At 44.2% G+C, this 23,201-nt stretch carries 27 protein-coding genes; 19 read left to right on the forward strand and 8 right to left on the reverse strand.

Going from position 1 to position 23,201, the window contains the following annotated elements; all coding sequences use genetic code 11:
* Positions 1–144 precede the first annotated feature (144 nt).
* From G496_RS0106105 to G496_RS0106115, 3 genes are all read left to right on the forward strand, one after another.
* Positions 145–1,308, forward strand: a complete 1,164-nt coding sequence (locus G496_RS0106105) for an ATP-grasp domain-containing protein (protein WP_027178502.1) — start codon at positions 145–147, stop codon at positions 1,306–1,308.
* Positions 1,309–1,322: 14 nt separating this feature from the next.
* Positions 1,323–1,778: a pyridoxamine 5'-phosphate oxidase family protein gene (locus tag G496_RS0106110; RefSeq protein ID WP_027178503.1), complete on the forward strand. Its 456-nt coding sequence runs from the start codon at positions 1,323–1,325 to the stop codon at positions 1,776–1,778.
* 194 nt (positions 1,779–1,972) lie between these two features.
* Entirely contained in the window at positions 1,973–2,263 is a 291-nt protein-coding gene (locus G496_RS0106115; RefSeq protein ID WP_027178504.1) for a hypothetical protein, read from the forward strand.
* A gap of 74 nt (positions 2,264–2,337) precedes the next feature.
* On the opposite strand, the gene G496_RS0106120 is transcribed toward G496_RS0106115, so the two are convergent.
* The gene (locus G496_RS0106120) at positions 2,338–3,249 is read right to left on the reverse strand and encodes a hypothetical protein (protein WP_027178505.1); all 912 of its coding nucleotides are present in this window, start codon (positions 3,247–3,249) and stop codon (positions 2,338–2,340) included.
* 118 nt (positions 3,250–3,367) lie between these two features.
* Here G496_RS0106120 and G496_RS0106125 point away from each other — a divergent pair, with 118 nt between their 5' ends.
* Positions 3,368–4,207, forward strand: a complete 840-nt coding sequence (locus G496_RS0106125) for a hypothetical protein (RefSeq protein WP_027178506.1) — start codon at positions 3,368–3,370, stop codon at positions 4,205–4,207.
* 48 nt (positions 4,208–4,255) lie between these two features.
* On the opposite strand, the gene G496_RS21080 is transcribed toward G496_RS0106125, so the two are convergent.
* Positions 4,256–4,393, reverse strand: a complete 138-nt coding sequence (locus G496_RS21080) for a hypothetical protein (protein WP_156900602.1) — start codon at positions 4,391–4,393, stop codon at positions 4,256–4,258.
* Between the two features lie 24 nt (positions 4,394–4,417).
* On the reverse strand, positions 4,418–4,555 hold the full coding sequence (locus tag G496_RS21085) for a hypothetical protein (protein ID WP_156900603.1): 138 nt from the start codon (positions 4,553–4,555) through the stop codon (positions 4,418–4,420).
* Between the two features lie 222 nt (positions 4,556–4,777).
* Between G496_RS21085 and G496_RS0106140 the strand changes: the two genes are divergently transcribed.
* From G496_RS0106140 to G496_RS21260, 3 genes are all read left to right on the forward strand, one after another.
* On the forward strand, positions 4,778–5,542 hold the full coding sequence (locus G496_RS0106140) for an exodeoxyribonuclease III (protein ID WP_027178507.1): 765 nt from the start codon (positions 4,778–4,780) through the stop codon (positions 5,540–5,542).
* A gap of 147 nt (positions 5,543–5,689) precedes the next feature.
* Complete coding sequence (locus G496_RS21090; protein WP_156900604.1) at positions 5,690–5,848, forward strand: hypothetical protein; 159 nt, start codon at positions 5,690–5,692, stop codon at positions 5,846–5,848.
* Positions 5,849–5,860: 12 nt separating this feature from the next.
* A complete protein-coding gene (locus G496_RS21260) occupies positions 5,861–6,031 on the forward strand; it encodes a hypothetical protein (protein WP_169725737.1) in 171 nt (56 codons plus the stop codon).
* Between the two features lie 110 nt (positions 6,032–6,141).
* Here G496_RS21260 and G496_RS19000 read toward each other — a convergent pair whose 3' ends face one another.
* Positions 6,142–6,330, reverse strand: coding sequence for a hypothetical protein (locus G496_RS19000; protein WP_027178508.1), 189 nt, complete (start codon positions 6,328–6,330; stop codon positions 6,142–6,144).
* A 292-nt stretch (positions 6,331–6,622) separates the two neighbouring features.
* Here G496_RS19000 and G496_RS0106160 point away from each other — a divergent pair, with 292 nt between their 5' ends.
* From G496_RS0106160 to G496_RS20480, 9 genes are all read left to right on the forward strand, one after another.
* Positions 6,623–7,363: an RNA methyltransferase gene (locus G496_RS0106160; RefSeq protein WP_027178509.1), complete on the forward strand. Its 741-nt coding sequence runs from the start codon at positions 6,623–6,625 to the stop codon at positions 7,361–7,363.
* An 80-nt stretch (positions 7,364–7,443) separates the two neighbouring features.
* Positions 7,444–8,184: a tetratricopeptide repeat protein gene (locus G496_RS0106165; protein WP_027178510.1), complete on the forward strand. Its 741-nt coding sequence runs from the start codon at positions 7,444–7,446 to the stop codon at positions 8,182–8,184.
* A gap of 28 nt (positions 8,185–8,212) precedes the next feature.
* Complete coding sequence (locus tag G496_RS0106170) at positions 8,213–9,586, forward strand: cobyrinic acid a,c-diamide synthase CobB (RefSeq protein WP_027178511.1); 1,374 nt, start codon at positions 8,213–8,215, stop codon at positions 9,584–9,586.
* Between the two features lie 12 nt (positions 9,587–9,598).
* A complete protein-coding gene (gene dinB / locus G496_RS0106175) occupies positions 9,599–10,759 on the forward strand; it encodes a DNA polymerase IV (RefSeq protein WP_027178512.1) in 1,161 nt (386 codons plus the stop codon).
* A gap of 13 nt (positions 10,760–10,772) precedes the next feature.
* Positions 10,773–11,906 carry a cobalt-precorrin-5B (C(1))-methyltransferase CbiD gene (gene cbiD, locus G496_RS0106180; protein ID WP_156900605.1) on the forward strand — a complete coding sequence of 378 codons (1,134 nt, stop codon included), beginning with the start codon at positions 10,773–10,775 and terminating at the stop codon, positions 11,904–11,906.
* A 202-nt stretch (positions 11,907–12,108) separates the two neighbouring features.
* A complete protein-coding gene (cbiE, locus tag G496_RS0106185) occupies positions 12,109–13,323 on the forward strand; it encodes a precorrin-6y C5,15-methyltransferase (decarboxylating) subunit CbiE (RefSeq protein WP_027178514.1) in 1,215 nt (404 codons plus the stop codon).
* Between the two features lie 4 nt (positions 13,324–13,327).
* Positions 13,328–14,092 (forward strand): precorrin-4 C(11)-methyltransferase, encoded by a 765-nt coding sequence (cobM, locus tag G496_RS0106190; RefSeq protein ID WP_027178515.1) that lies wholly within the window; start codon positions 13,328–13,330, stop codon positions 14,090–14,092.
* Between the two features lie 21 nt (positions 14,093–14,113).
* The gene (locus G496_RS0106195) at positions 14,114–14,503 is read left to right on the forward strand and encodes a secondary thiamine-phosphate synthase enzyme YjbQ (RefSeq protein WP_027178516.1); all 390 of its coding nucleotides are present in this window, start codon (positions 14,114–14,116) and stop codon (positions 14,501–14,503) included.
* Between the two features lie 263 nt (positions 14,504–14,766).
* Entirely contained in the window at positions 14,767–17,460 is a 2,694-nt protein-coding gene (locus tag G496_RS20480; protein ID WP_051294868.1) for a methyl-accepting chemotaxis protein, read from the forward strand.
* A 102-nt stretch (positions 17,461–17,562) separates the two neighbouring features.
* On the opposite strand, the gene G496_RS0106205 is transcribed toward G496_RS20480, so the two are convergent.
* Positions 17,563–17,844, reverse strand: coding sequence for a hypothetical protein (locus tag G496_RS0106205; protein ID WP_027178517.1), 282 nt, complete (start codon positions 17,842–17,844; stop codon positions 17,563–17,565).
* A gap of 229 nt (positions 17,845–18,073) precedes the next feature.
* Between G496_RS0106205 and G496_RS0106210 the strand changes: the two genes are divergently transcribed.
* From G496_RS0106210 to G496_RS0106220, 3 genes are read left to right on the forward strand one after another with little or no spacing between them, the layout of a single operon-like run.
* Positions 18,074–18,388 (forward strand): DUF4389 domain-containing protein, encoded by a 315-nt coding sequence (locus tag G496_RS0106210; protein WP_027178518.1) that lies wholly within the window; start codon positions 18,074–18,076, stop codon positions 18,386–18,388.
* A 9-nt stretch (positions 18,389–18,397) separates the two neighbouring features.
* The gene (locus tag G496_RS0106215; protein WP_027178519.1) at positions 18,398–20,539 is read left to right on the forward strand and encodes a SpoIIE family protein phosphatase; all 2,142 of its coding nucleotides are present in this window, start codon (positions 18,398–18,400) and stop codon (positions 20,537–20,539) included.
* A 2-nt stretch (positions 20,540–20,541) separates the two neighbouring features.
* The gene (locus G496_RS0106220) at positions 20,542–20,787 is read left to right on the forward strand and encodes a cysteine-rich small domain-containing protein (RefSeq protein WP_027178520.1); all 246 of its coding nucleotides are present in this window, start codon (positions 20,542–20,544) and stop codon (positions 20,785–20,787) included.
* On the opposite strand, the gene amrA is transcribed toward G496_RS0106220, so the two are convergent.
* From amrA to purN, 3 genes are all read right to left on the reverse strand, one after another.
* Positions 20,784–21,344 (reverse strand): AmmeMemoRadiSam system protein A, encoded by a 561-nt coding sequence (gene amrA / locus G496_RS0106225; RefSeq protein ID WP_027178521.1) that lies wholly within the window; start codon positions 21,342–21,344, stop codon positions 20,784–20,786. The genes G496_RS0106220 and amrA overlap by 4 nt on opposite strands.
* Positions 21,345–21,400: 56 nt before the next feature.
* Positions 21,401–22,339, reverse strand: coding sequence for a phosphotransferase (locus G496_RS19010; protein ID WP_051294869.1), 939 nt, complete (start codon positions 22,337–22,339; stop codon positions 21,401–21,403).
* A gap of 164 nt (positions 22,340–22,503) precedes the next feature.
* A complete protein-coding gene (gene purN, locus G496_RS0106235) occupies positions 22,504–23,175 on the reverse strand; it encodes a phosphoribosylglycinamide formyltransferase (protein WP_027178522.1) in 672 nt (223 codons plus the stop codon).
* Positions 23,176–23,201 lie beyond the last annotated feature (26 nt).

The raw sequence follows: 23,201 nt of genomic DNA on the forward strand, positions 1-23,201 counted from the left end.
GCAGTTATTGCTGAAAATAGATTGTATTCCAACGGAATGTTATTCTTTTTCAGCTACAGCTATTGGAATTCAACTCTGAAATTGATTATGCTGGCTCTTGTTTCAATGAATTTTAACTCTTTTTTAATTTAACGGATCAAAAATATGTTCATTTTAGAAAAACCTTATGTTTCAGATATTCTTGCCGAGTCATTATCAAAAAACCAATATCCTACTCTCAAAAATGATACGGCATTAGCGCTGTCTCAGGCAGGGATAAACCTGCTCTCTGATGCTGAATTCGTAGCCGAATACAAAAAAAATCCTGCTCAGCCTGTATACAGCAATTCCGAAAATGCAATCAGCTGGATTGACGAACATCTTGATTTCAGCCCTCTTCCCAAAGCGATCAGACTCTTCAAAGACAAAGCCGAATTCAGGCGCAAGCTTTCTGCTGCAAATCCTGATTTTTTCTTTCAGGAAGTTTTGTTTGAAAATCTTGATACGATTGATCCCTCAGAGCTGCCCCTGCCTTGTGTTTTAAAGCCGGCAGTAGGTTTTTTCAGTCTTGGTGTACACATGATAGAAAGTGTCGAAGGCTGGCATAAAGCTGTTCAAACCGTTCAAAATGATGTTGAAAAAATTCAGAAAATGTATCCGGCTAAAGTGCTGGAAGTTGACCGCTTCATAATAGAGCAATGCATTGAAGGCGAAGAGTTTGCCGTTGATGCTTATTACGATAAAGATGGCGAGCCGGTTATACTCAATATTTTAGGGCATATCTTTGCTTCGAGCGAGGATGTAAGCGACAGGGTTTACTATACTTCAGTCGATGTTATCCAAAAATACCGCGAAAAATTTATTGAAGCATTAAAAGCTGCCGGAAAAGGCTCCGGCCTTAAAAATTTTCCTCTGCATGCTGAAATACGCGTGGATAAAGATGGCAACTTGGGTTTTATAGAAGTTAACCCAATGCGCTTTGCCGGATGGTGTGTAACTGACCTCGCTTATTATGCCTATGGCATCAATAATTACGAAGCTTTTATGTCCGGCAGTCATCCTGACTGGGATAAAATTTACGAAGAGCATAAAAATAAAGTCTATGCGATGATTCTAGGTGAAATTGACGGCAGTGTTGACTTCACAAAAATTCGTGACGTTGATTATGACAGCTTCAAATCTCTTTTCAAAAAGCCATTGGCTCTGAGGCGCATCGATTACAATAAGCATCCTGTTTTCGCTTTCATGTTCGCCGAATACACCAAGGATGAAATGTCCGAATTGAAAAAAATAACCACGGTTGATTTCAACAAATACCTAATAGTTTAACCTCGGGGGTTGAAATGAGTCAGGATGACCGCTCAAAGCTCAACATGTGCTTGGACCTCATAAAAAATAATAATATTCTGGTGCTGGCAACGTATGGAGTTGATGCACCACATACATCCCTGATGGCTTACATCTCTTCCGATGACGGGCATGAAATATACATGCTAAGCAGCATGAACAGCCGTAAATGGCTGAATATAAGCCAGAACAGCCGGGTCGGGATAATGATTGACGACCGGGACGGTAAACTTGCCAACCAGCGGGAATCAATTAAAGCATTGACTATTACCGGATCTCACATAGACGTATCGGAACAGGAAAAAGAGCTTATCCTTAAGAAGTTCAAAAACAGTAATCTGGAAATAAGTAATACTTTTTCCGGCCCGCAGTGCGGCATAATACGAATACGCCCGGATTCTTTTCAGCTGCTTGACGGTCCATCAGACTCTTTTTATACGGAGAGCATCTGAGCTATATGCAGGTACAGCGCGTTTTAACTTCTGATCAGAAGGCAACACTTTTTGACAAGCCGGTTTTATTACGGCACTAAGCCTTTATTCAAGGGATTATGGCTCACCGTATGATTTATATACCGGGCCGCAACCTGTACCCTAACCATTTCCGTCAGGCGCAAGCTGGAATTATAAAATCATAAGGAGAGATAATGAGTTCCACAGTTGAAGAACTTACAGTCAACTATGAAGAAAACGGCGAAGTCGTTGTTAAGGAACTGGACAAGGTCGTCCTCACCAAAGGAGCATGGGCAACCGTAATGTTCCGCTATCAGCAGCTTGACCGGAAAACCGGAGATTTCGGGAAAGAAATGTACACCATACGCCGTTACCAGAAATTTAACGGAGAATACCGCCCGAAATCCAAATTCAATATATCAAGCTCAGCTCAGGCCCGTAAGATTATTGACGCACTCCAGAGCTGGATGCCTGAAGACGAATAAATCAAAGCGATGACCAATAAAAAAGGACGCCCGTATTTCAGGCGTCCTTTTTTTATATCCAAGGCAGGATTCTCTTAATTTATTGTATAAGCCTGACTGTGTTCAACTTTTCTTACCGTGCTGTTGGTAATTGTGAACCATTTAAACTGACTCATAGTTATGCCGAAATCGTCCTTCTCCTGAAAATTACATCCTACAAGCCAACCGTCTTTGGTATAATAACAATTGGTACACCCTCCCATAACAAGCGTCTCAGGATAAGTGGCATGTTCTTTCAGATACTTTTCAACTTCAGGATAATAGCCGTCAGGATTTGTTTTTTCAGGCTCAGGTCCGAATTTTGAGAGCTTCTTCATAAGACGGTCATATTTTTCCTTATACATATTGTAGCGTGTCTTATAGAGAGCTTCATCAGGGTTCAGTTCAACAAGTTCCTCATAAATTTTCATATTGGCTTTATAATTCTTTGCAGGAATATTCTGCACCCGGTCATAAAGCTTACGTTCCAGACGTTTTTGAAGTCTACGGTCATACTTGGCAAGATTGCTGCGGTACTTATCATTATCAGGCTCAAGTTCGGCAAGTTTCTTATAATATTTTGCCAGAGAAGCGTAACTCCAGCTCGAGGTTCTTTCAATTTTGGACTTTAAATCCTGAACCTTCGCCAAGTGTATTAAAGCTTCCATCTCATCATTAACAAGATCAGGATATTTTTTGGCTACAGTCAGAGCTGTTTCGGCATTTCCGGTTTCTATCAGCCTTTTCATGCTGAACATTACCTTTTCACGCGCTTTATCATTTTTTTCCTTAACAACCCGCAGTTCTTCAACACGCTTCTGCTCCGCAACTCTCGCGGCCCTCTTTGAAACCATATTGAATGCAAAAAGAACTGCGGCAATCAGGACAATGGCAACGCCTGCGCCGACAGCGGCTCTGACAACTAATTTACGATTAGTGATAAATTGATCCAGTTTAGGGAAGTTCATGCAGCGCAAGATAAAGCCCTGCGTTCCCTGCGTCAATATTCGTAAACAAATTTAGTTCAGAACTATAAACTTTTATAAAGCGACTTCCGATAGAATTCATAGAGGACGGTTTTCAGTTATGAATATAGACGGATCATCTTTACATAGCAGATACGGCGCACAAGTCCGGCAGGGAAGCCAGACTTCGCTTTTGGACGGGAGCCGAAGCGGAGGCGTCAGAGCGACGCGCCCCCGTTTGTCGGCCCCGTCCGACAAAAGCGTGCAAAGTGAATTTGCGTCCTTAGTCGCCGACAAGGCTTTAAAGCCGAAAGTCTCCGGCAGTCCCGTGCAGGAAGAATCCACGCAGGATAAAACCGTGGATTCTTCCGCACTTGCCAGTTCTCTGGAAAATGCTGCCAACTACATTAAAAATGAATTCGGAGATGACGCATCAACCGCATTTATGGGGATTGTCATCAAACACTCGGGCAACAATGTTACGGAAAAAAGCCTCGGAAACGCCCTGCTTCAATCAGTAAAATTCATAGACCGCAATTTCGGATTCAGTGCTGGCGATAAAGTCATGGATCAGTTCAATTCCGATATCAATAAGACTATGAACGACTATTTTGATAACGGGCTTCAGGAACACTTCTTTGCTGTCAATCCCAATCAGTCCCTTGGCACTACACTCCAAAGCACCTTCAGCACCGTTAGTGAGAAATATGGTCAGGATGTTTCCGATTCTATAAAAAGCATGATCGAACAGGTTCTAAAAGAAGATGGAACCAATGTTGAATCCTACAAAAAAGGAATCGGTCAGGCACTTGAAGAAGCTGAAAAAACAACTCCCGGAATTACCGCTGATATCGAATCAATGGCCGCTGGAGAACTTTTTGATAAAATAGCTCCTGATAATCAGGTAATGCAGTCTGCTGCGACAGCTTCAACCGGAACCATTCTAAATGCCATAGCCTAGCCCGACAAAGAGCCGGAACACTATATTTCAAGGCTTTTTCAGCCATTTTTATCCCTGTTCAAAGAGGACCTTTTCTGATAATGAAAATGTTTCTGAGGAGTTATTAGATTTTACGGAGGATAGTCTTATGAGCTTTTTCTGGTTTTTCCTTGGCCTTGCTTCTACAATTGCCGTTCTTGCTTTCATTAAAGCAACCAGCGCAATCAACGACTAGGCTTCAATCAGGGCTTTCTGCTTATGGCAGATAATTTTTTTTACGAAACCCCGTACCGCAAGGTTCGGGGTTTCGTCTTTTCTACGCAGGAACTGCGACTCTAAATTTGAATCATGTTCAATACCCTGATACATATTCTACATAAAAGCTGCTCAACACCGACCAGTACAGCTCATGGCTTTAATATGCTGGCGGTGTAAATTTATGATATTTCAGTAAAAAGTACGGGGCAGCTTTTAAATAAATTCAATGCCGGCTTGCCGGATAGCTCCTCAATAAGTTAAGTTTGATAGAATTATATGCGTAAATATTAACAATAAAAATATTCCCTTCAATGACTCTAAAAAGGATCTGAAATGAAAATATATTCTTGGAATGTAAATGGATACCGGGCTGTAATTAAAAAGAATTTCTATGACTGGATGGGTGAAGCAGACGCTGACATAATTATGGTGCAGGAAACCAAAGCCCACCCGGACCAGATTCCTGATAAACATCGTGAGCCTGAAGGGTATGAATCTCTCTGGAACTGGTCCAAAGTTAAAAAGGGATATTCCGGCACAGCATGTTTTTTCAGACAAAAACCATTATCACATTCCTTCGGACTGCCTGATGAAAAATATCAGGGCGAAGGCCGTGTGGTGATGCTTGAATATGAACAGTTCTACCTTTTTAATATCTACTTTCCCAATGGTCAGATGAGTGATGAAAGACTGGAATATAAAATGGGATTCTACGATAGTTTTCTAGACTACGCTCAGGAGCTGCGAAAGAAAAAACCGATTGTAGTTGGTGGAGATTTTAATACTGCACACACTGAAATAGATTTGAAAAATCCAAAATCAAATGCAGAGCGTTCGGGCTTTCTGCCTGTTGAGCGGGAATGGCTGGATAAGCTTATTGACCACGGCTACATTGATTCTTTCCGCATGTTCAACTCTGAGGGTGGCAACTATTCATGGTGGTCCTACAGATTTAACGCCAGAAAAAATAATGCAGGATGGCGCATTGACTATTTCTTCGCCTCTGATGAGCTGAAAGACAATATTAAAAACGCCTGGATTGAATCTGATGTTTTAGGTTCTGACCATTGCCCAATTGGAATTGAACTGCAATTCTAATTGCTTACTGCTTACTCACAAAAAGTTAACTACCTGTTTTAATTAATATTTTAATTAATTTTAAAATATTTTACTTTTTTAGTTGAAACTGGTTTTCAATTTCATTAATACTATTTTCAACAAAACAAATTTCAAAAGGAGTTAGCCATGCCGAAGCAAGGTCTTTCCATTTCATCGCGAAACAGGTCTGAATTTTTGAAAAAAACGTCAAAAATTTTCGGTCATGCTTCATCGTCAAAAAAAGCAGTGTCTCAGCTTCGTTCTGCCGGGGAGAAAGAAGAGCTGCCGGATGCAATAAAAATATAAAAGGAGATAAAAATGTCAGACGCTCTGAGGGAAGCAAGCAAAATGCGCAAAAATTACGGATGGAAAACATACATAATCAAATTCGATAACTACTATTCCTACACCTTCGATCCATCTTTGTTTCCTGAATTCACCCTTGTGGGTGAAGTTGGAGAAGATGGTAGCCTTATCCCCAAAAAATAAATTTCAAACCACAGTTCGGCCTTTCAAGGCCCCTCCAAAGCCCCTTTCCAGCAAGAGTCCCAACTGCTCATGGAACAGGGGCTTTTCAACTGCTCAAAATCCAGACGGATTCAATCCTGTTCATCAACACTGTGCTGACTGAATTCAGTATTGAAAACTTCGGAAGCCTTCTCGACGACATCCATAAAATCTTCAGGGATTCTGGAGCCGCCTTTCAGCAGCAGTTCTAATTGCTCTTTATCAATGCCCTTCTCAGCAGCTGCCGCTGCAAGTTTTTCACTAATACTTTTTTCATCCACGAAAGGCCTCCCCATTTCAATATTAGACAAGACAAAATTGAACAGAATCCACAATAGACTCTCTTTCAATAAAAAAGTTTAGTTAAAGAGTAAATTTAATACAAAATTGCCGCTCGCCCCTGTTTTCAAGCTGAATCATCCCTGCCAACCCTGCTGGACATAATCAGCCTTAACAACTAATGATCCGTTCACACAGGGTTCTGCCGTACCCGGCGGCCACAATCAACTGCAGCCAATCAATTTATAAAGACCCTGTCCACAGACTGTTAATAAATTTCATTTCGGAGACTATATGCTTGAAAATTTAAGTATCGTATTGTTTGACACCAAATTCCCTGAGAATGTAGGTTCAGCAGCACGAGCCATGACCAATATGGACTGCCAGAAGCTTGAGCTTGTACACCCTCGCTCATGGAATATGGAAAAAGCTTATCCACTGGCGACAGCTAAAGGACGGACAATTATTGAAACAGCCGGAATGCATGACGACCTTGAATCAGCTCTTGCAGGAAACGCCAGAATATACGGCACAACAGCAAGAACAGGAGGCTGGCGTAAAGGGATGATGACCCCGCACAAAGCCGCCCCCATGATTGTGGAGCAGTTAAGAGCCGGTGAAAAAGTCGCACTTGTCTTCGGACCGGAGGATCGCGGACTTACCAACGATGAAACCCAGCTCTGCTCAAGGTTGATAACCATTCCCACCAGCAGGGAAAACAGTTCCTTGAATCTTTCACAGGCGGTCCTTATTATCCTTTATGAATGTTTCAAGTCCGCTCTTGAAAAACCCTTTACCCCGGCTGGACCGCCACCGGAAAGAGCAACAACTTTTGAAGAACAGGAAGTGCTTGCCGGCAATCTGCAGGAAACTCTGCTGGCTATTGATTTTTTAAAGAAGGACAATCCGGACTACTGGATGCTGCCTGTCAGAAGGTTTCTTTCCCGCATTGATCTTAAAAGAAACGAATTCAACCTTCTTATGGGAATATGCAGGCAGGTTAAATGGATAGCTTCCGTTGCCCGTAAAAAATAACTGCACAAATTATAAATAAGCTTCTCAAAACAGTTAAACAAAGCTAATGTGTAAGAGCACATCTTGTGGAGTTTAAAAATATGACATCATCAGAATCACTTGAATTGACCGGTATTTTTTCAAAGCAGACTATCGCAAAAGTAGGAACAGGCACAACGACCCGTCGTGTTGCCCAGATAGGGTACTACTTTGTTGAACAGTTGGATAAAGACACCTATGAAGTTCGGCCGCTGAACAATGAATATGTTCCATCCGGTGATCCTGTTAAAATCAGCAGCGATGATCTTCTGAAAGATTATACTCCAGAGCCTGAGATGTATCACCAGAAGGTTCTGCCGAAAATGAAGGAACTGAGCAAGACCCTTGCCCGTGCGGACCGCTACCGTAATCAGGGAAAAACCTTCAGTGCCGAGATGGAATACGGCAACGCCCTCAAAATTGACATTCAGAATGTCCGGGGGAACTTCGGTATAGGTTTATGTCTGCTTGAACGCGGAGAAACTGACCGGGCCAACGATGTCTTTGCCCGGCTGATTTCCATGAACGCATCCTTTGATAAAGAGCACAAACATCTTTTTAATGAATTCGGAATAAATCTGCGCAAGTCAAAAATGACCGCTCAGGCCATTGAATATTACAGCAAGGCCCTGGATCTCAGTAAGGATGATGAAAATCTTTATTACAACCTCGCCAGAGCCTATTTTGATGATGAAAACTACCAGAAAACAAGGGAAGCCCTGAACACAGCCCTTGAACTCCGCAAAGATTTTAAGGAAGCGCAAAAATTTATCGACTATCTGGACAAAAAGAAACTAGGCTGAACAGCAAAAAAGCATTATAGAGAGCCTTATGAACTCATTCAAAGGCTTTGTTATCGCAGGAACACACAGCGGATGCGGAAAAACTTCCGTAACTCTGGGAATTATGACAGCCCTTGCCCGCAGGGGACTGAAAGTACAGCCTTTTAAAACAGGTCCTGACTTTATTGACCCCGGGCATCACACCAGATCGGCGGGCAGAATATGCCATAATCTGGATGGCTGGATGCTCGACTCCAAGGCGCTGTGCGAAATTTTCAACCGTTACACCCAGGATGCGGATGTTGCCGTGGTCGAGGGGGTAATGGGCCTTTATGACGGGTATAGCGCAAAAGAAGAAACAGGCTCCACCGCCCACCTTTCAAAAGAAATCGGCCTGCCTGTTATTTTAGTGGTTGATGCCCGCTCCATGGCCAGATCCGCAGCCGCACTGGTTCTTGGTTATTGCGGTTTTGACGAAGAAACCGCAGTAGCAGGTGTTATCTTCAACCGCGTCGGCAGTGAAAATCATGCCAGAACCCTGCGTGAAGCAATCGACCTGACCACTGTTCCACTTCTTGGAATTCTTCCTAACAGAGATGAGATTTCCACTCCTTCCAGACATCTGGGGCTGGTTACACCGGAACACCTTGAAGATCTTGAACAAAAATACAGTGACCTCGCAGACTGGGTGGAAGAAAACATAGATTTGGAAGCCCTGCTGGAATATATGCCGGATATTCCCAGAACTCCTTTTTTTGATGAAGTTCCGATGATTCCCAAAGTCCGGATTGGCGTTGCAAAAGATGAGGCCTTTTCTTTCTACTATGAAGAAAATATGCGCCTATTACGCAAGGCCGGAGCTGAAATAGTATTTTTCTCGCCCTTAAATGACCGCAACCTTCCCGAAGGACTGGACGGACTCTACATTGGTGGAGGATACCCGGAACTTAGTGCCTTTGATCTGGCTCAGAATACAAAACTCAAAAAAGAAATTCATGAGTTCTCAATCTCCGGAAAGCCGGTTTATGCCGAATGCGGTGGATTCATGTACCTGATGGAATCAATTTCAGCCAACAACAGGCTCTTCCCTATGTGCGGAATCTTCCCCTTCAAATCAAACATGCAGAAACGCTTTCAGGCTCTTGGCTACAGGGAGATAAAACTCACTCAGGAGACTCCTCTCGGACCGGAAGGTACAGTGATCAGAGGACACGAGTTTCATTATTCAAATCTGGATGCAGTTCCCGAAGACAGTGGCACAGCCTACGAAGTGTATGCCAGAAATGCCGAACCCAGACGTGAAGGCTACATTATAAACAATAATTCTATCGGAAGTTATATTCATCTCCACTTTGCCAGCAATCCGTCTGCAGCGGTAAATTTTGTTGAAGCCTGCCTCAAGGCCAAGGATGATACCGATTAGCCGGAAACAGCTATGCAGCAATTTATAATGCATGTTGATATGGATGCTTTTTTTGCTTCCGTTGAGCAACTGGATAACCCCGAGCTGAGGGGCAAACCAGTGGCTGTTGGCGGAGAAAGCAGCCGCTCGGTCATTTCTGCGGCATCATACGAAATCCGTAAATACGGGGTACACTCCGCAATGCCGGTAGGACAGGCTTTGAAGCTTTGTCCGCATGCTATTATTATACCTGGTAGAAGAGACCGCTATAAAGAACTGTCCAAGATCATAATGGGGATTCTTTCAGACTATTCTCCGGTTGTGGAGCAGGCCTCAATTGATGAAGCGTATCTGGATATCACCGGGACGGAAAAACTCTTCGGTCCACCGCAAAAACTTGGTGCCACAATAAAAAAAAGGATCAAAAAGGAAACAGGTCTGACGGCATCGGTAGGAATAGCCCCTGTAAAATTTCTGGCTAAAATAGCCTCTGACCTGCAAAAACCGGATGGACTTTCCTTTATCCATCCAGATGAAGTTGAAGGCTTTATGGCTGAACTGCCTATAGAAAAAATTCCGGGGGTCGGCAAAAAATCAGTACCCCTTTTCCATTCACTGGCGGTGTACAAGGCTGCGGACCTTCTCCGTTATTCCCGTGAATTCTGGAAAAACAAAATCGGCGAACGCGGACCTGTTCTTTATAACAAAGCTCTGGGCATCGATCCTTCACGGGTGACACCTGAAAGTGCAATCAAATCCTCCAGTGCTGAAAACACATTTGGTGAAGACATAAGCAGCATAGCGGAGTTAAAAAAATGGCTGCTTATCCAGTCTGAACGAGTTGCCGGAGAACTGCGCAAAAATGAAGTTAAAGGGCGAACCGTCACTGTAAAAATCAAATACCCCGACTTCAGACAGATTACCCGCAGCAGATCACTTGAGACCCCAACTTCACACGCCATGACAATTTATGAAACCGGTTGCGCAATACTTGATGTTCTGGGAAATACCGGGCCGGTAAGACTCATTGGAATCGGAGTTTCAAATTTCGGCAAGAAACAGGTTCATTTATCCCTTTTCGAGGAAAAAGACGAAGGACGTCTTGATAAACTTGATCAGGCCGTGGACAGAGTGCGTGAAAAATTCGGAAAATCAATGCTCACCAGAGCCGGACTGCTGGACCGCGGCAAATGAAGGATTTAAAATTTTGAGCGATCTTAGAGAGGGATATACCACCGGAAGCTGTGTTGCGGCGGCGGCCAAAGCTGCGTTGCGGATGCTGGCAGGCCTTGATATCCCGGATATCATAAGTGTTCCATTCCCCCCCGGAGCCACGAAGAACAGCAAAGGCAGAATAGAGGTTCCGCTTAAAAGCTCATCTCGTAACGGAGCGAAAGTAAGATCGGCAGTTATTAAAGACGGAGGCGATGATCCTGACGCGACACACGGGGCTGAAATAGCGACCGAGGTTGAACTTCTGGCAGGAGAGGAGCCACTTTCGGTTGAACTCGACGGCGGCACAGGGGTTGGCCGGGTCACGCTGCCGGGATTACCGGTTGAAGTAGGTCAGGCGGCCATAAATCCATCTCCGCGCGCTCAGATACTCTGCTCCATAAGCGAAGAATTACAGCTCATAAAAAAGCTGCGCCCTTCTTTCCCGGAGACCGGGATACTGCGGGTTACAGTCGAGGTTCCTGACGGCGAAAAAATAGCAGCTTCAACAATGAATCCTCAACTGGGGATAATAGGTGGAATTTCAATACTCGGGACTCAGGGTATTGTGAGACCCTACAGCCATGAATCATTCAAAGCATCAATCTCCATGGGGCTTGATGTTGCCTATGCCTGCGGATATCGGCATGCGGTTTTCACTACAGGCAGAAGAAGCCAGCGACTGTATTCCGAAAGACACCCTCAGATTCCTGAACAGAGCATAATTCAGGCTGCCGATTTTTTTAAATACAGCATGATTGAAGCAGCACAGAAAGGATTCACACGAGTAAGCTGGTCACTTTTTTTCGGAAAGCTGGTAAAACATGCTCAGGGTTTTCCATACACCCATGCGAAAGATTGGAAAATTGACTTTAAACTACTGGCTAAATGGTCCGGCTGCTGCGGCTTCCCCGATAAAATCAACATAGAAATACAAGGTGCAAATACCGCCAGACAGGTTCTGCAAATGATTCAGGATTTTCCTCAGGCTGAAACCCTATACACTTTTCTGATAAACAAAGCGCAATCCTCGGCCCGAAAATTCTGCACAGAGGTATCAGAAACAACTCCTCAGATAGACTATGCTCTCTTTGACTTTGACGGTACACTTCTCAGTGAGCGGGATTGAATCTTTCAGACAGGCACATGGCACTGTTTTTAAATATCAAACGCTATTTTAATCATTAAATAAAATACTTCTTGCCCTCTGGTTAATCCGGTGCAACCATTCCAACCTCTTCAAAGGTTGAACGCATCTTGGAATCAAACAAAATGATATAATTATATTATCCACTGAAACAAATCTGAAAGCTGATTTAAACGGGGTCAACATGAGTAAAATTGATCTTATCGGAGCATATCCCGGTTCACTGGAACTGACAGCGCAGGGATATAAATCACTTAATGAAACAAATGTTGTTATCGGATCGCAAAGGCTTCTTGATTCCCTGCAGAACTATGCAGGGGAAAAGCAGCTTCTTAAACTTCCTCTTGAAAAGACCTTTTCAGAAATAGAAAAATTTATCTCCGCCGACAAAAAAGTCGCCGTGCTTGCTGATGGAGACCCGCTTTTTTACGGGGTCGGAGCCAGACTTTTCCAAAAATTCCCGGAAGAACAGATTACGGTATATCCCAACGTCACAACTGTTTCACTGGCGGCTTCCAAAGCAGGCATTCCCTGGAATGACATTCAGGTTATTTCTCTTCACGGTCGCAATGAATACTATCCCCTATTCGGATTGATACAGCGCAGAACCAATGTTGCCATTTTCACAGACAGCGAAAACACTCCCAGCCGCATAGCCCAAAGACTGGTAAGAAGAGGTGTCAACGGGCTTGAAATGAAGATTTTCTCCATGCTCGGTACCAGCGAAGAAAAAATCGAGAGTGGAGTTCCTGAAGATTTTCTCAAACATGATCAGGCTGATCTGAATATAGTATTTCTGCTCCCTGAAAAAGAACATCACCTCAAGGCGACTCTGGGCTGCGATGACAGGGTATATATCAAGGAACGGGGACTTATCACCAAAAAAGCCGTGCGCTGTACCGGCATAGGTATGCTGGATCTGCATGACGGCCAGACTATATGGGACCTTGGTGCAGGTTGCGGTTCGGTAGCTATTGAAGCTTCTGTTGTGGCCCGCTGCGCCAGAGTTGTTGCCGTTGAAAAAAATAAAGACCGTCTCAAAATGATCCGTGAAAACATACAACAGTTCCGGGCCTGGAGTATAAAAGTGGTTGAAGGCGAAATGCCTGACTGCCTTGACGATCTTCCTGCACCGGACCGTATTTTTATCGGAGGCGGTATAGGCAGGGACAGTTCTGTAATTGAACGTGCTGCCGGATGTCTTAAACCCGGAGGTAAAATGGTTGTCCATGCTATTTTAATGGGGAGTATAGAACGGACCGTAAAAACATTTGAAAATCTGAACTGGCGCTGGGAAGCTATGCAGATTCAATGCAGCGTGAGTGATGAAATTGCCGGGGATCACCGATTTCAGGCCCAGAATCCGGTAACCATTTTCATGGCTAAGAAGCCGTCTTAAGCTTATGGGAAAAGTTTATTTTATAGGTGCCGGACCCGGTGATCCGGAACTTATCACCGTCAAAGGGCAAAGGATAATAAGTGAGGCTGCGCTGATACTTTACGCAGGCTCACTTGTGCCGGAAGCAGTGCTTGAAAAAGCCTCTGAAAATGCCCGGATCGAAAATTCAGCCTCCATGTCGCTTGCCGAAACCAATGCCCTGCTCACAGAATATGCGCAGGCGGGAAATACTGTTGCCAGAGTTCATACCGGCGATCCCGCCCTGTATGGAGCAGTGCAGGAACAGGCGGAACTGCTGGCACAGGCCGGGATAGAATATGAGATCATACCCGGAGTTACTTCGGCATGTGCAGCGGCTGCGGCTTCAGGCTCTTCATTCACTGTACCCGGAGGCACACAGACACTCATTCTGACCAGAATGGCGGGACGAACTCCGGTTCCCGAAGAAGAATCCATAAAGGTTCTTGCTGCACACAAAACAGCTATGGCCGTTTATCTTTCTGCGTCCAGACCTGAAGATCTGCGTGCAGAACTGCTTGCCGGAGGACTTGATCCTGAAACAAAGGTTGTGCTGGGCTACCGCATAGGATGGCCGGAAGAAAAAAGTGTTGTCACTACAATAGAAAACATGGCTGTAGAAACGGTAAAACATGGTTTTAACCGCCAGACAGTATTCCTCATTCTTCCAAAGGAAGTGGCTGCGGCTTCAAAGCTCTACGATTCAGGATTTACCCACATGTTCAGGGATGCTTCAGAAAACAAAGAATAAAACTGATGCAGGAGTAATGTAATGGAGACAATACAAATCAGAACCGGCCGCAGAGAAGAAATGGCTGATATAACTCCGGCTGTGCGCCGCCTGATAAAAGAAAACGGGTGGTCCGATGGGATTCTGCTGCTTTACTGTCCTCACACTACCGGAGCAATAACGGTCAATGAAGGAGCTGATCCTGACGTTGTCAGGGACATTACCATCAATATGAACAAGCTTGTACCGCTAAATGGAGACTACCTTCATGCTGAAGGTAACTCTGATGCACATATAAAATCCTCCATGTTCGGATGTGAGCAGATGCTTATAGTTGAAGCAGGAGACATCCAGCTTGGAACATGGCAGAAAATCTATTTCTGTGAATTCGACGGGCCGCGCTCAAGAAAAATATGGGCTAAATTTATTTAACGGCCATACTTTTTTATGCAATGATATAATTTGATCGGAATACTGTCCGATATCATTATCTAGAGTTAGCTACAGCACAAATAATAACAACTTAATAAAAAAACATTCTTTCAACTGTAGCAATTTTCAATTATGATTGCATCTATTCCCACTATTAGTATAGAGTTGAACAGTGTCAAAAATTCCGGTTGAGACTTATTTTATACCAGGATTGTCAACCGTTCGATAGATAAAACCAGACAACCGTTAAACAAGGAGACCAAATGCGTTTCTTTGACTCAATGTCCATCCGAAGCAAACTGCTTATATCAAGTATTATTTTTTCGCTTCCTATAGCTATGCTTCTCTATTTCTCGGAAGCCGGTATTCAGCACGATATTAATTTTTCTCAGCTGGAAATATACGGTAACAAATATCAAAAACCGCTTCAGCACGCTTTGGAAAACTTTCCGGATCTGGTTGGCGGACTCCTCTCGGATGACAGTGCTCAGGTCAACTCTGCAGTCTCCAATATTGATGATAGCCTAAGATCACTTGCCAAAATCCATGACGAAATAGGCAAAGAGCTACAGTTTACCCCTGAGGGTCTGGAAATGCGCAACAGAGGTGATCTTTATTATCCAGACTTCATGTCGCGCTGGAATACTTTAAAGTCCAATCTCAATAAAAATGATCTTACCAAGGTAAAACGTACCGTAGAAGATATTGAAGGTCTCATCTCTCACGGGGGAGATACTTCAAATCTTATTCTCGACCCGGATCTGGATAGTTACTACCTGATGGATGTAACTCTGCTGGGTATCCCTGCGGCCCATTCAAGACTGGCGAAAATAGCTGCTCTGGCTTTACCGGACCTTAAAAAAGTACACTTGAACAGGGAAGAATCAACAGAACTCTCCATTCTCGTAAGCCAGCTTAATGATGATCAGGCCCGCATTAAAAGCTCAATTGATACAGCCCTCAATGAAGACCCTAATTTTTATGGTAAAAATCCATCCATGCATAAAAGCTTACTCCCTAAATATCATGAGTATGCAACTGCAAATGATGCCTTGATAAGAATGCTGCAGGAAATGTCCAATCAGGAGCATCCTGCCGGGTTGAAAAGAGCTATCAGTCAAACAGCACATGCGCTCGGAGCTCTATGGGATACCGCAGACAGTGAAATGAATACACTTCTGTCAACACGCATCAGCAGCTACAGAGGTGATATGATCAAATCACTGGTCAACACTCTTGTAGTATTGTTTATTGCGCTGATCACGGTATGGTTCAGCGGCAGATCCATTTTAAAATCCTTACGGACAATCCGTGAATATGCTGAAAAGATAGATAACGGAGAACTGGATGCTGAAATAACAGATAATCTGCCACCCAATATACTGTCTCTTAAAAATGCCATCAATTCTATGGTTGTTAAGCTTATAGAAGAAAATAAAATCGCCGATGAAAATGTCCAGAAAGCAGATCTGGCGAGACAGGAAGTACAGGATACGCTTAAAAAAGCTGAAGAACAGCATACTTTTATCCAGCAGCAGAAAGAAGAACTTTCCAAAGTCGGTGTTAAGGTAAACAAGCTTGCCGAACAGGTTGCAGCTTCTTCAGAAATACTTTCAAGTTCTGCTGATGAGCAGGCCCGCGGCGCGGATTCGCAGAGAGAAGAATCAGAAGCCGTAGCAACAGCTATGGAAGAAATGACCGCAACAGTAATGGAAGTTGCTCACAATGCTTCATCAACCGCTCAGGCTGCCAATGAAGGATCGGTCTCAGCCCGTAAGGGTTCTGAACTGGTTCAAGTAGCTATTCAGTCAGTGCGGAGCGTTTCAAGCTCTGCCGGAGAACTGGAAGCAGTGCTCAACACCCTTGAAGGCCGGGCAGAGGAAATTGGACGCATAATCTCAGTTATCAACGATATAGCAGACCAGACCAACCTTCTCGCTCTTAATGCTGCAATTGAAGCGGCAAGAGCCGGAGAAGCAGGTAGAGGATTTGCCGTTGTTGCTGACGAAGTCCGCAAACTTGCTGAAAAAACAATGGAAGCCACTAAAGAAGTTGAGGCCGCTATAAGCCATATTCAGGAAGGCTCGCTGGAAGCTGTTCAGTCAATGGACACAACCAAGCAGCATGTTGAAAAATCTTCACAATCTTCGGAACAGGCCGGAGAAGCCCTTGAAGATATCATGCGCAGCATAGACGATATGAATATACGTATTTCCCAAATAGCCACCGCGGCTGAAGAACAATCCGCAGCTGCCGAAGAAATCAATGCCCGCATAGAGCAGATCAACGAAATTGCCGGAGATACTGCGGACAGTGCCACAGAAGCCAACCGCGAATCCAGTTCACTGGCAAAACTCTCTCAGGAACTCCTGAACCTCTCCATGCAGTTCAAGACTGAAAAAATGGATGTTTCAAAACTCAGGAAATCCAAAGGAGAAATCAGAGGTATTCTTCCCAAAATCTACATGGGTTACATTGAGAGCAAATATGGAAACGATGTTATGGATTATATTTCCAAAGAAATGGGACATCCTTCCTTCCTGCCCGGTGGAGGATACCCGGATCAGATTCTGCACCAGATGGCTGATCTGATTCATCAAAAGACCGGTGAATCCCAGAAAGAGTTTTTCAGCAAGGTGGGTAAGGCCAGTCTTGACAGTTTCAAACGGATGTACCGCAGATATTTCAAGGGTGACAACTTAAAGGAACTGTTGCTTTCAATGAATGAAATTCATAAAAACCTGACCAAAGATAATCCGGGACTTAAACCACCGCGGTTCGAGTATGAAGACCTTGGGGACACCCTCATAATGACCTATATTTCTGATCGCGGTTATGGTGATTATTTTGTTGGCATTATTCAGGCGGCTGCCGATTACATGAAGGAAAAAGTTAAAATAAAATCAGAAAAGACCGGCAGCGGAGCAACAAAAGCAACAATCAAGTTTTTAGGCTGATAAATTGAAAGTCCCGGAACTCAGGTTCCGGGACTTTTTTTATGATCTCTTTTTTAAGTACGAAATACAGAACATATTATTGGAGCTACAATTTTTTTAATATCAACAGTAACACATTATTCTTTCAAAGAATTGTGGAATTTCAAGCTTTGCTGCTTTCTCACCCTCCATGTTTTCAGAGCGTGAAGCCTCACCGAGAATCCTTTTCTTGGCCCCTTCAAGCACCATGCGCATACAGAATTTTGAGGCACAGCCCAGTCCCGGTTCAATAAACTTCATAATTTCTCTTCCGGCGGCAGTTGCTGCCTCTGTCCGTGTAAGACCACTACTTTGCAGATCTTTGGTCTTTCTTCTCACCAGTTCTTCAAAAAGGATAACATTCATGGCATTCCTCCCGGCTTGAGACAAAATTTCGTTCACAGGGAATAGTAATGCAAAAAATAATCCGTTATTGCCGTTCAATCGTAAACCGGATACGCTGGCAACCCATAACCATTGAACCTATTTATATTTACTATAAAACCTTTTAAAAATTATGGCTAATCTTTTTTATCATAAAAACGGTAAAAAGCGCAGTTTCAAATATAACGTCCCCAAAAGCAGGAGCAGAAAAATGCCGCACAACTTTCATAACAATCAGGACCGCATTGCTGTTTTCACCAGATTTCTGGTAACTCTGGTATGCCTCATCGCTTATGAAATGCTTAAAATAGTGATCTATGCGTGTGTAATATTTCAGTATGCCTACCTGCTTATAGCCGGTAAAAACAGTGAACCCCTGAAACTTTTCTGCAACAAGCTGTCCATGTATATATACAGAATCCTGCGCTATGCCACCTTGAACGAAAACAGACGTCCCTTCCCTTTCGGAAGCCTGCCTACAGATAAAGAATGTGAAAAAAGCGCGGATACTATACATTTTCCTTAAGGATAAAATATGAGCATCAGAAAAAAAATATTTCTGCTGTTACTCGGTTTCAGTCTTATCCCGATGCTGCTGGTTTCCATCATAAGCAGGCAGGGCATTCTGGAGCTTGGAGAATCGCAATCAGCAAGCCTGCATAACAACATGATCTCCATTTTAACCGGAGAGCTGCGCCAGTCTGCCGGAGACTCGGCAAAACTGGTTCAGCAACAGGCCATTTCACTGGAGTTCGCCCTGCGCGCCATCTCCGCTGAAGCCCGAGATGTTTTAAATGATCCTGTGAACGGGCTGCCGGAAGTCTACTGGGCCGAAGACTACGACTCCGCGGATAAAGCTCCGAAAGATTACCGCAATATTCAAGAATATTTTAAAATAAACAGTGACGGAACAACTTCTCCCGCACCTGTCAGTCTCGAAAATTCAGTCTTCTATCACGCACCGGGGAAGAGGTTTTTAAGGTCTGATCAGGATATTGCCAGACTCAGCAAGCTGACCCCTGATTTTAAAAACTTTTTCAATGAGGCCGGCACAACCCTGTTCCGTATTTTCATTACCACTAAAAACGGTCTGCATATGGCTTATCCCGGTCATGGCGATTACCCTGAAAACTTTGATCCGACAAAGCGCAAATGGTTTACTGATGCCGTAAGCAAAAAAAGCATACAATGGGGCCAGTATATTGACGCAGGTACAGGACAGGTCGTTTTCACGATCTCAATGCCCGTGATCGGCCGTAATGATAAGGTCCTGGGGGTTGCAGCAGTAGAAATTCAGCTTGTTCAGCTTTTGCGCCACAACGAACTTTCTTCACAGTGGTCATCAAGGATGAAAGCTTTTGTCGTTGGCGAAAGCGCAAAAAAATCAGAAGGATTATTAAGAATCTGGGCCGAAATGAGTTCAGGAGACAAACTGAAATCATGGCGTGAACAACTCTCTTCAACCAGAAGATACCTTACCTCAAGTAATTCTGAAGCCCTGTCCAGACTGACTGAAAATATACGCTCCGGCAAATCAGGTGTGATCAGGATGCCCTATAAGGGAGTGGACTGTCTGTGGGCCTTCGCCCCGTTCCGTTCCAACGGCAGCTTTGTGCTTATTTTACCGGAAAAAGTGATGACTGTAGTTGTGGACAACGCCACCAACCGCATTCTGGACCTCAGCCACAATCTTTATCTTACTGTTGGAGTCATTGCATTTTCAATCATAATAATCGTAATGACCTTTGTGCTTCTCGGAAGCAGAAGATTGACCAGTCATATTATTGCCTTGACTGAATGCGCCAGAAAAGTTGCCGGAGGTGATTTCTCCGTCAGAGCGGATGTAAAAACAGGTGACGAGCGTGAAGAACTGGCCGAGGCTTTCAATTCTATGGTCCCCAAGCTACAGGACCAGTTAAGACTCAGCCGATCGCTGGAACTGGCACAGGAAGTCCATGAAAGCCTTCTTCCTGTAAAAGCCCCCACAATAGAGGGACTGGATATTGCTGGTATAAGTATTTCATGTGATGAAACAGGCGGAGACTATTTTGACTACTATCAGCCTCCAGCTCCTGAAAACAGCGTCGGCATAGTTCTGGGAGATGTTACCGGACACGGGGCTTCAGCCGCTCTGCTGATGGCAACCGGAAGAGCCCACCTGATCCACGCAGGAAGACATCACAGTCCCCTTGCCGAGCGCATTGCCGAGGTCAACAGACTTCTTTGCCATGATATAGGTGATACCGGACGCTTTATGACTCTTTTCTGTCTTGAAATAGCTGAGGGTAACAAGTCTGCGACCTTTGTACGGGCTGGTCATGATCCGGCAACGCTCTACTGCCCGGCTACAGACAGTTTCCATGAACTGAAAGGCGAATCAGCTCTGGCACTCGGTATTTTTGAGGACGGAGATTATTCCGAATGCAGCATAGATATCTGTGAAGGCGGAATTATAGTTATCGGCACTGACGGCATCTGGGAAGCCCGAAACAGCAGTAACGAATTATTTGGAACAGACAGATTTCTGGAAACAATAAGGGAAAACGCCCAGCTGAGTGCGCAGGAAATTCAGGAAGCCATAATCAGCGCTGTTACCAGATTTAAAAAAGATGTGCCGCAGGAAGATGATATCACTCTTGTCGTCATCAAAATAGAACATACAGAAAGCAGGGCTTAAGAATGAAACCTGAAAACAGCTGCCGTTTTTTCAGAAACAGCGAATGTGAATATTTTCCATGCCATAAAATAAGTGATGATAGTGATTTCAACTGTCTTTTCTGTTTCTGTCCTCTATATCACCTTGAGGATTGCGGCGGGAATTACAGTATGAGGGGGAAGATTAAAATCTGCACCGATTGTAAACTTCCCCACAAACCAAAAGCATACGATTACATCATAAAACGTCTGAAAGAAGTTAAGCCTTAAAAAACAACGGCTTCAAACCAGAAAATCAGGGTATCCGTTTCTTTCCATGCGTCAGGATGGAGCCCGGCTTTGTTGCAGGTATGTTCAAGGAACTGTTCCCTGTTCCAGCCCCATTCAACAGCAACCTGAGGCAGAAGCAGACCGCTGTACATCCCTTTGCGAATAATCAGCCCATGCCTGCCGACCTCTATCAGTTTCGGATCAGGGCATACCTCTATGGCACTGAGTATGGATATCTCAAATTTAATTCCTTCGAACTCTTCAACAGAAAGCGGTGGAAATCTGGGATCCTCGAAAGCAGCAGCCCGGGCCATTTCCCAGACCGTCTTATAAAGCTGCCCGCGCCCCTGAACATTACCAATGCACCCTCTCAGCTCCCGGCTCTTGGTGAGAGTTACAAAAGCTCCCAGAGTCTCCCTAAGATGTGCTGTCGGAGGCTCAGGTATTTCTGTTTCCGCCCTTTCACCTTTAAGGCCCGAGGCAATGCTCAGCCGAACAAGGTCTTTGAGATAGTTTTTCTCTTCATCCGTAAGTTCGAATTTAAAATTATCACTCATATCGTCTCCTCCTGCTTGGTTATTCAGGCAGGCAGCATCTGTTTTCTAAAATTTATCTAATTAAAAGCGTTCATCCAGATTTTTTTATATTTTTCCCTATTGTCCAACAGCAGGGCAATGTAATCAAGTTCCATTGCCAACATTTCACGGTCTTTTTTCCTCAACCATTCTGAAAGCCATGCAAAACGCAGTGCTGCGGTAAAAACCGGAAGCAATTCAATGCTGGAGCTCTGAATTCCTGAAGCTTTCATACCGGAAATAAAGCTCAGCACAAACTTATTTTCCAGCGCGTCAGGATGTTCAAAACCGGCACACCCAATCAAATTGGCCATATCATATAATTCAGTCCTGACCCCGCAGAATTCCCAGTCAATAACCGCTCCGGCACACTGCCCCCTCCACAGCACATTGAGAGGGTGGAAATCTCCGTGGCAGAACTTTTGCGGCAGCTGATTACAAGCTGAAATTACAGGCAGAATACTTTCAGCATAACTTTTTATAGTAGCTAAAATTCCCGGTTGAAAATCTGCCACCTTATCCAGAAAATTTGAAATAAAACCATTCAGGTCATCCATTGGCGCTCTGTCGGAAAGTCCGGCCACTTCCGAAAGTGAATACAGCTCACCCAAAAAAGCCGCCAGTTCCGTCCCCCTCTGCCCTTCGCTGATATAATCAGGTCTGGGCAGGATATCTGATTTGAAAAAGGGGGAAAGCTGCCAGTAAAAACCCATAATTTCGCTTATAAATTCACCGTGAACGTCCTGCCGGTATTCAAGCAGTCTCGTCAGGCCTGCTTTGCCGAGAAGATTAAGACTTTGCGCAATATTTCTACGGTGTGAAGTCTGCCCGGATGCAATTCTCTCAAGCAGCCATAGCCGGCCTTTAGTATCTTCAACAACTGAGCGTGAAACACATCTTTCAGGGCTTCCGGGTATTTTTAATTCAGTATGATAGTCCTTAAGATCAAGCCCCCATGGCTCAAGAGGATCAAGCATGTTTTCTCCCGGACTCCCCAGAGTCATTAAAAATGAGAGTAATTATCAAAATTATTTTATATGAAATGACTTATCCCGAAGATTTTTGCAATACACAACACCGGAAATATGAACTGAAAAGTAAGCAGGATATACAAATTTAATTGCAACAAAAACAGCTCTGGCTAGAATCCAGCTTCAAGAGGGGGATTTATGAGACAATTATCCGGATGAATCTGATCTACAGTTGCTTTTTTAAGAATGACCTGTCTGCCGCTTATACTCAAGCGGTCCTGAGACAACCATTGAACAACCTGCGGGAGAATGCGATGTTCCATCTTCAAAATTCTTTTTTGCAGGGCATCCCGATCTTCTCCTGAAAAAACAGGAACTGCCGCCTGCTGGATAACAGCACCGCTGTCCATTCCTTCATCTACAAAATGAACTGAACATCCGGCGATTTTAACTCCATGAGTGCAGGCCTGTCCCTGAGCGTCCACTCCCGGAAAACTTGGCAGCAATGCAGGATGGATATTAATCACCCTTTCAGGAAAGGCTTTAAGCAGAACGGAAGTAATTATCCTCATGAATCCGGCCATAACAACCACCTTCACTCCTGCGGCCTTTAATGCGTCAACCATTTCCGCATCAAATTCTTCACGCCGGGAATAATCACCATGCTTTAAAACTCTGGTAGCTATGCCGGCTTTAGCTGCCCTTTCAAGACCGTAAGCATCGGCTTTATTAGAGACAACCAGCTTGATACTGGCATCAAGGGAGCCTTCTGCAATCTTATCGATAAGTGACTGAAGATTTGAGCCGCTGCCTGAAATCAACACACCTATGGGTAATGCCATTTAAATCTCCATTGGGGGGAAGTAAT

Source organism: Maridesulfovibrio bastinii DSM 16055, assembly GCF_000429985.1.
Taxonomy (GTDB): domain Bacteria; phylum Desulfobacterota; class Desulfovibrionia; order Desulfovibrionales; family Desulfovibrionaceae; genus Maridesulfovibrio; species Maridesulfovibrio bastinii.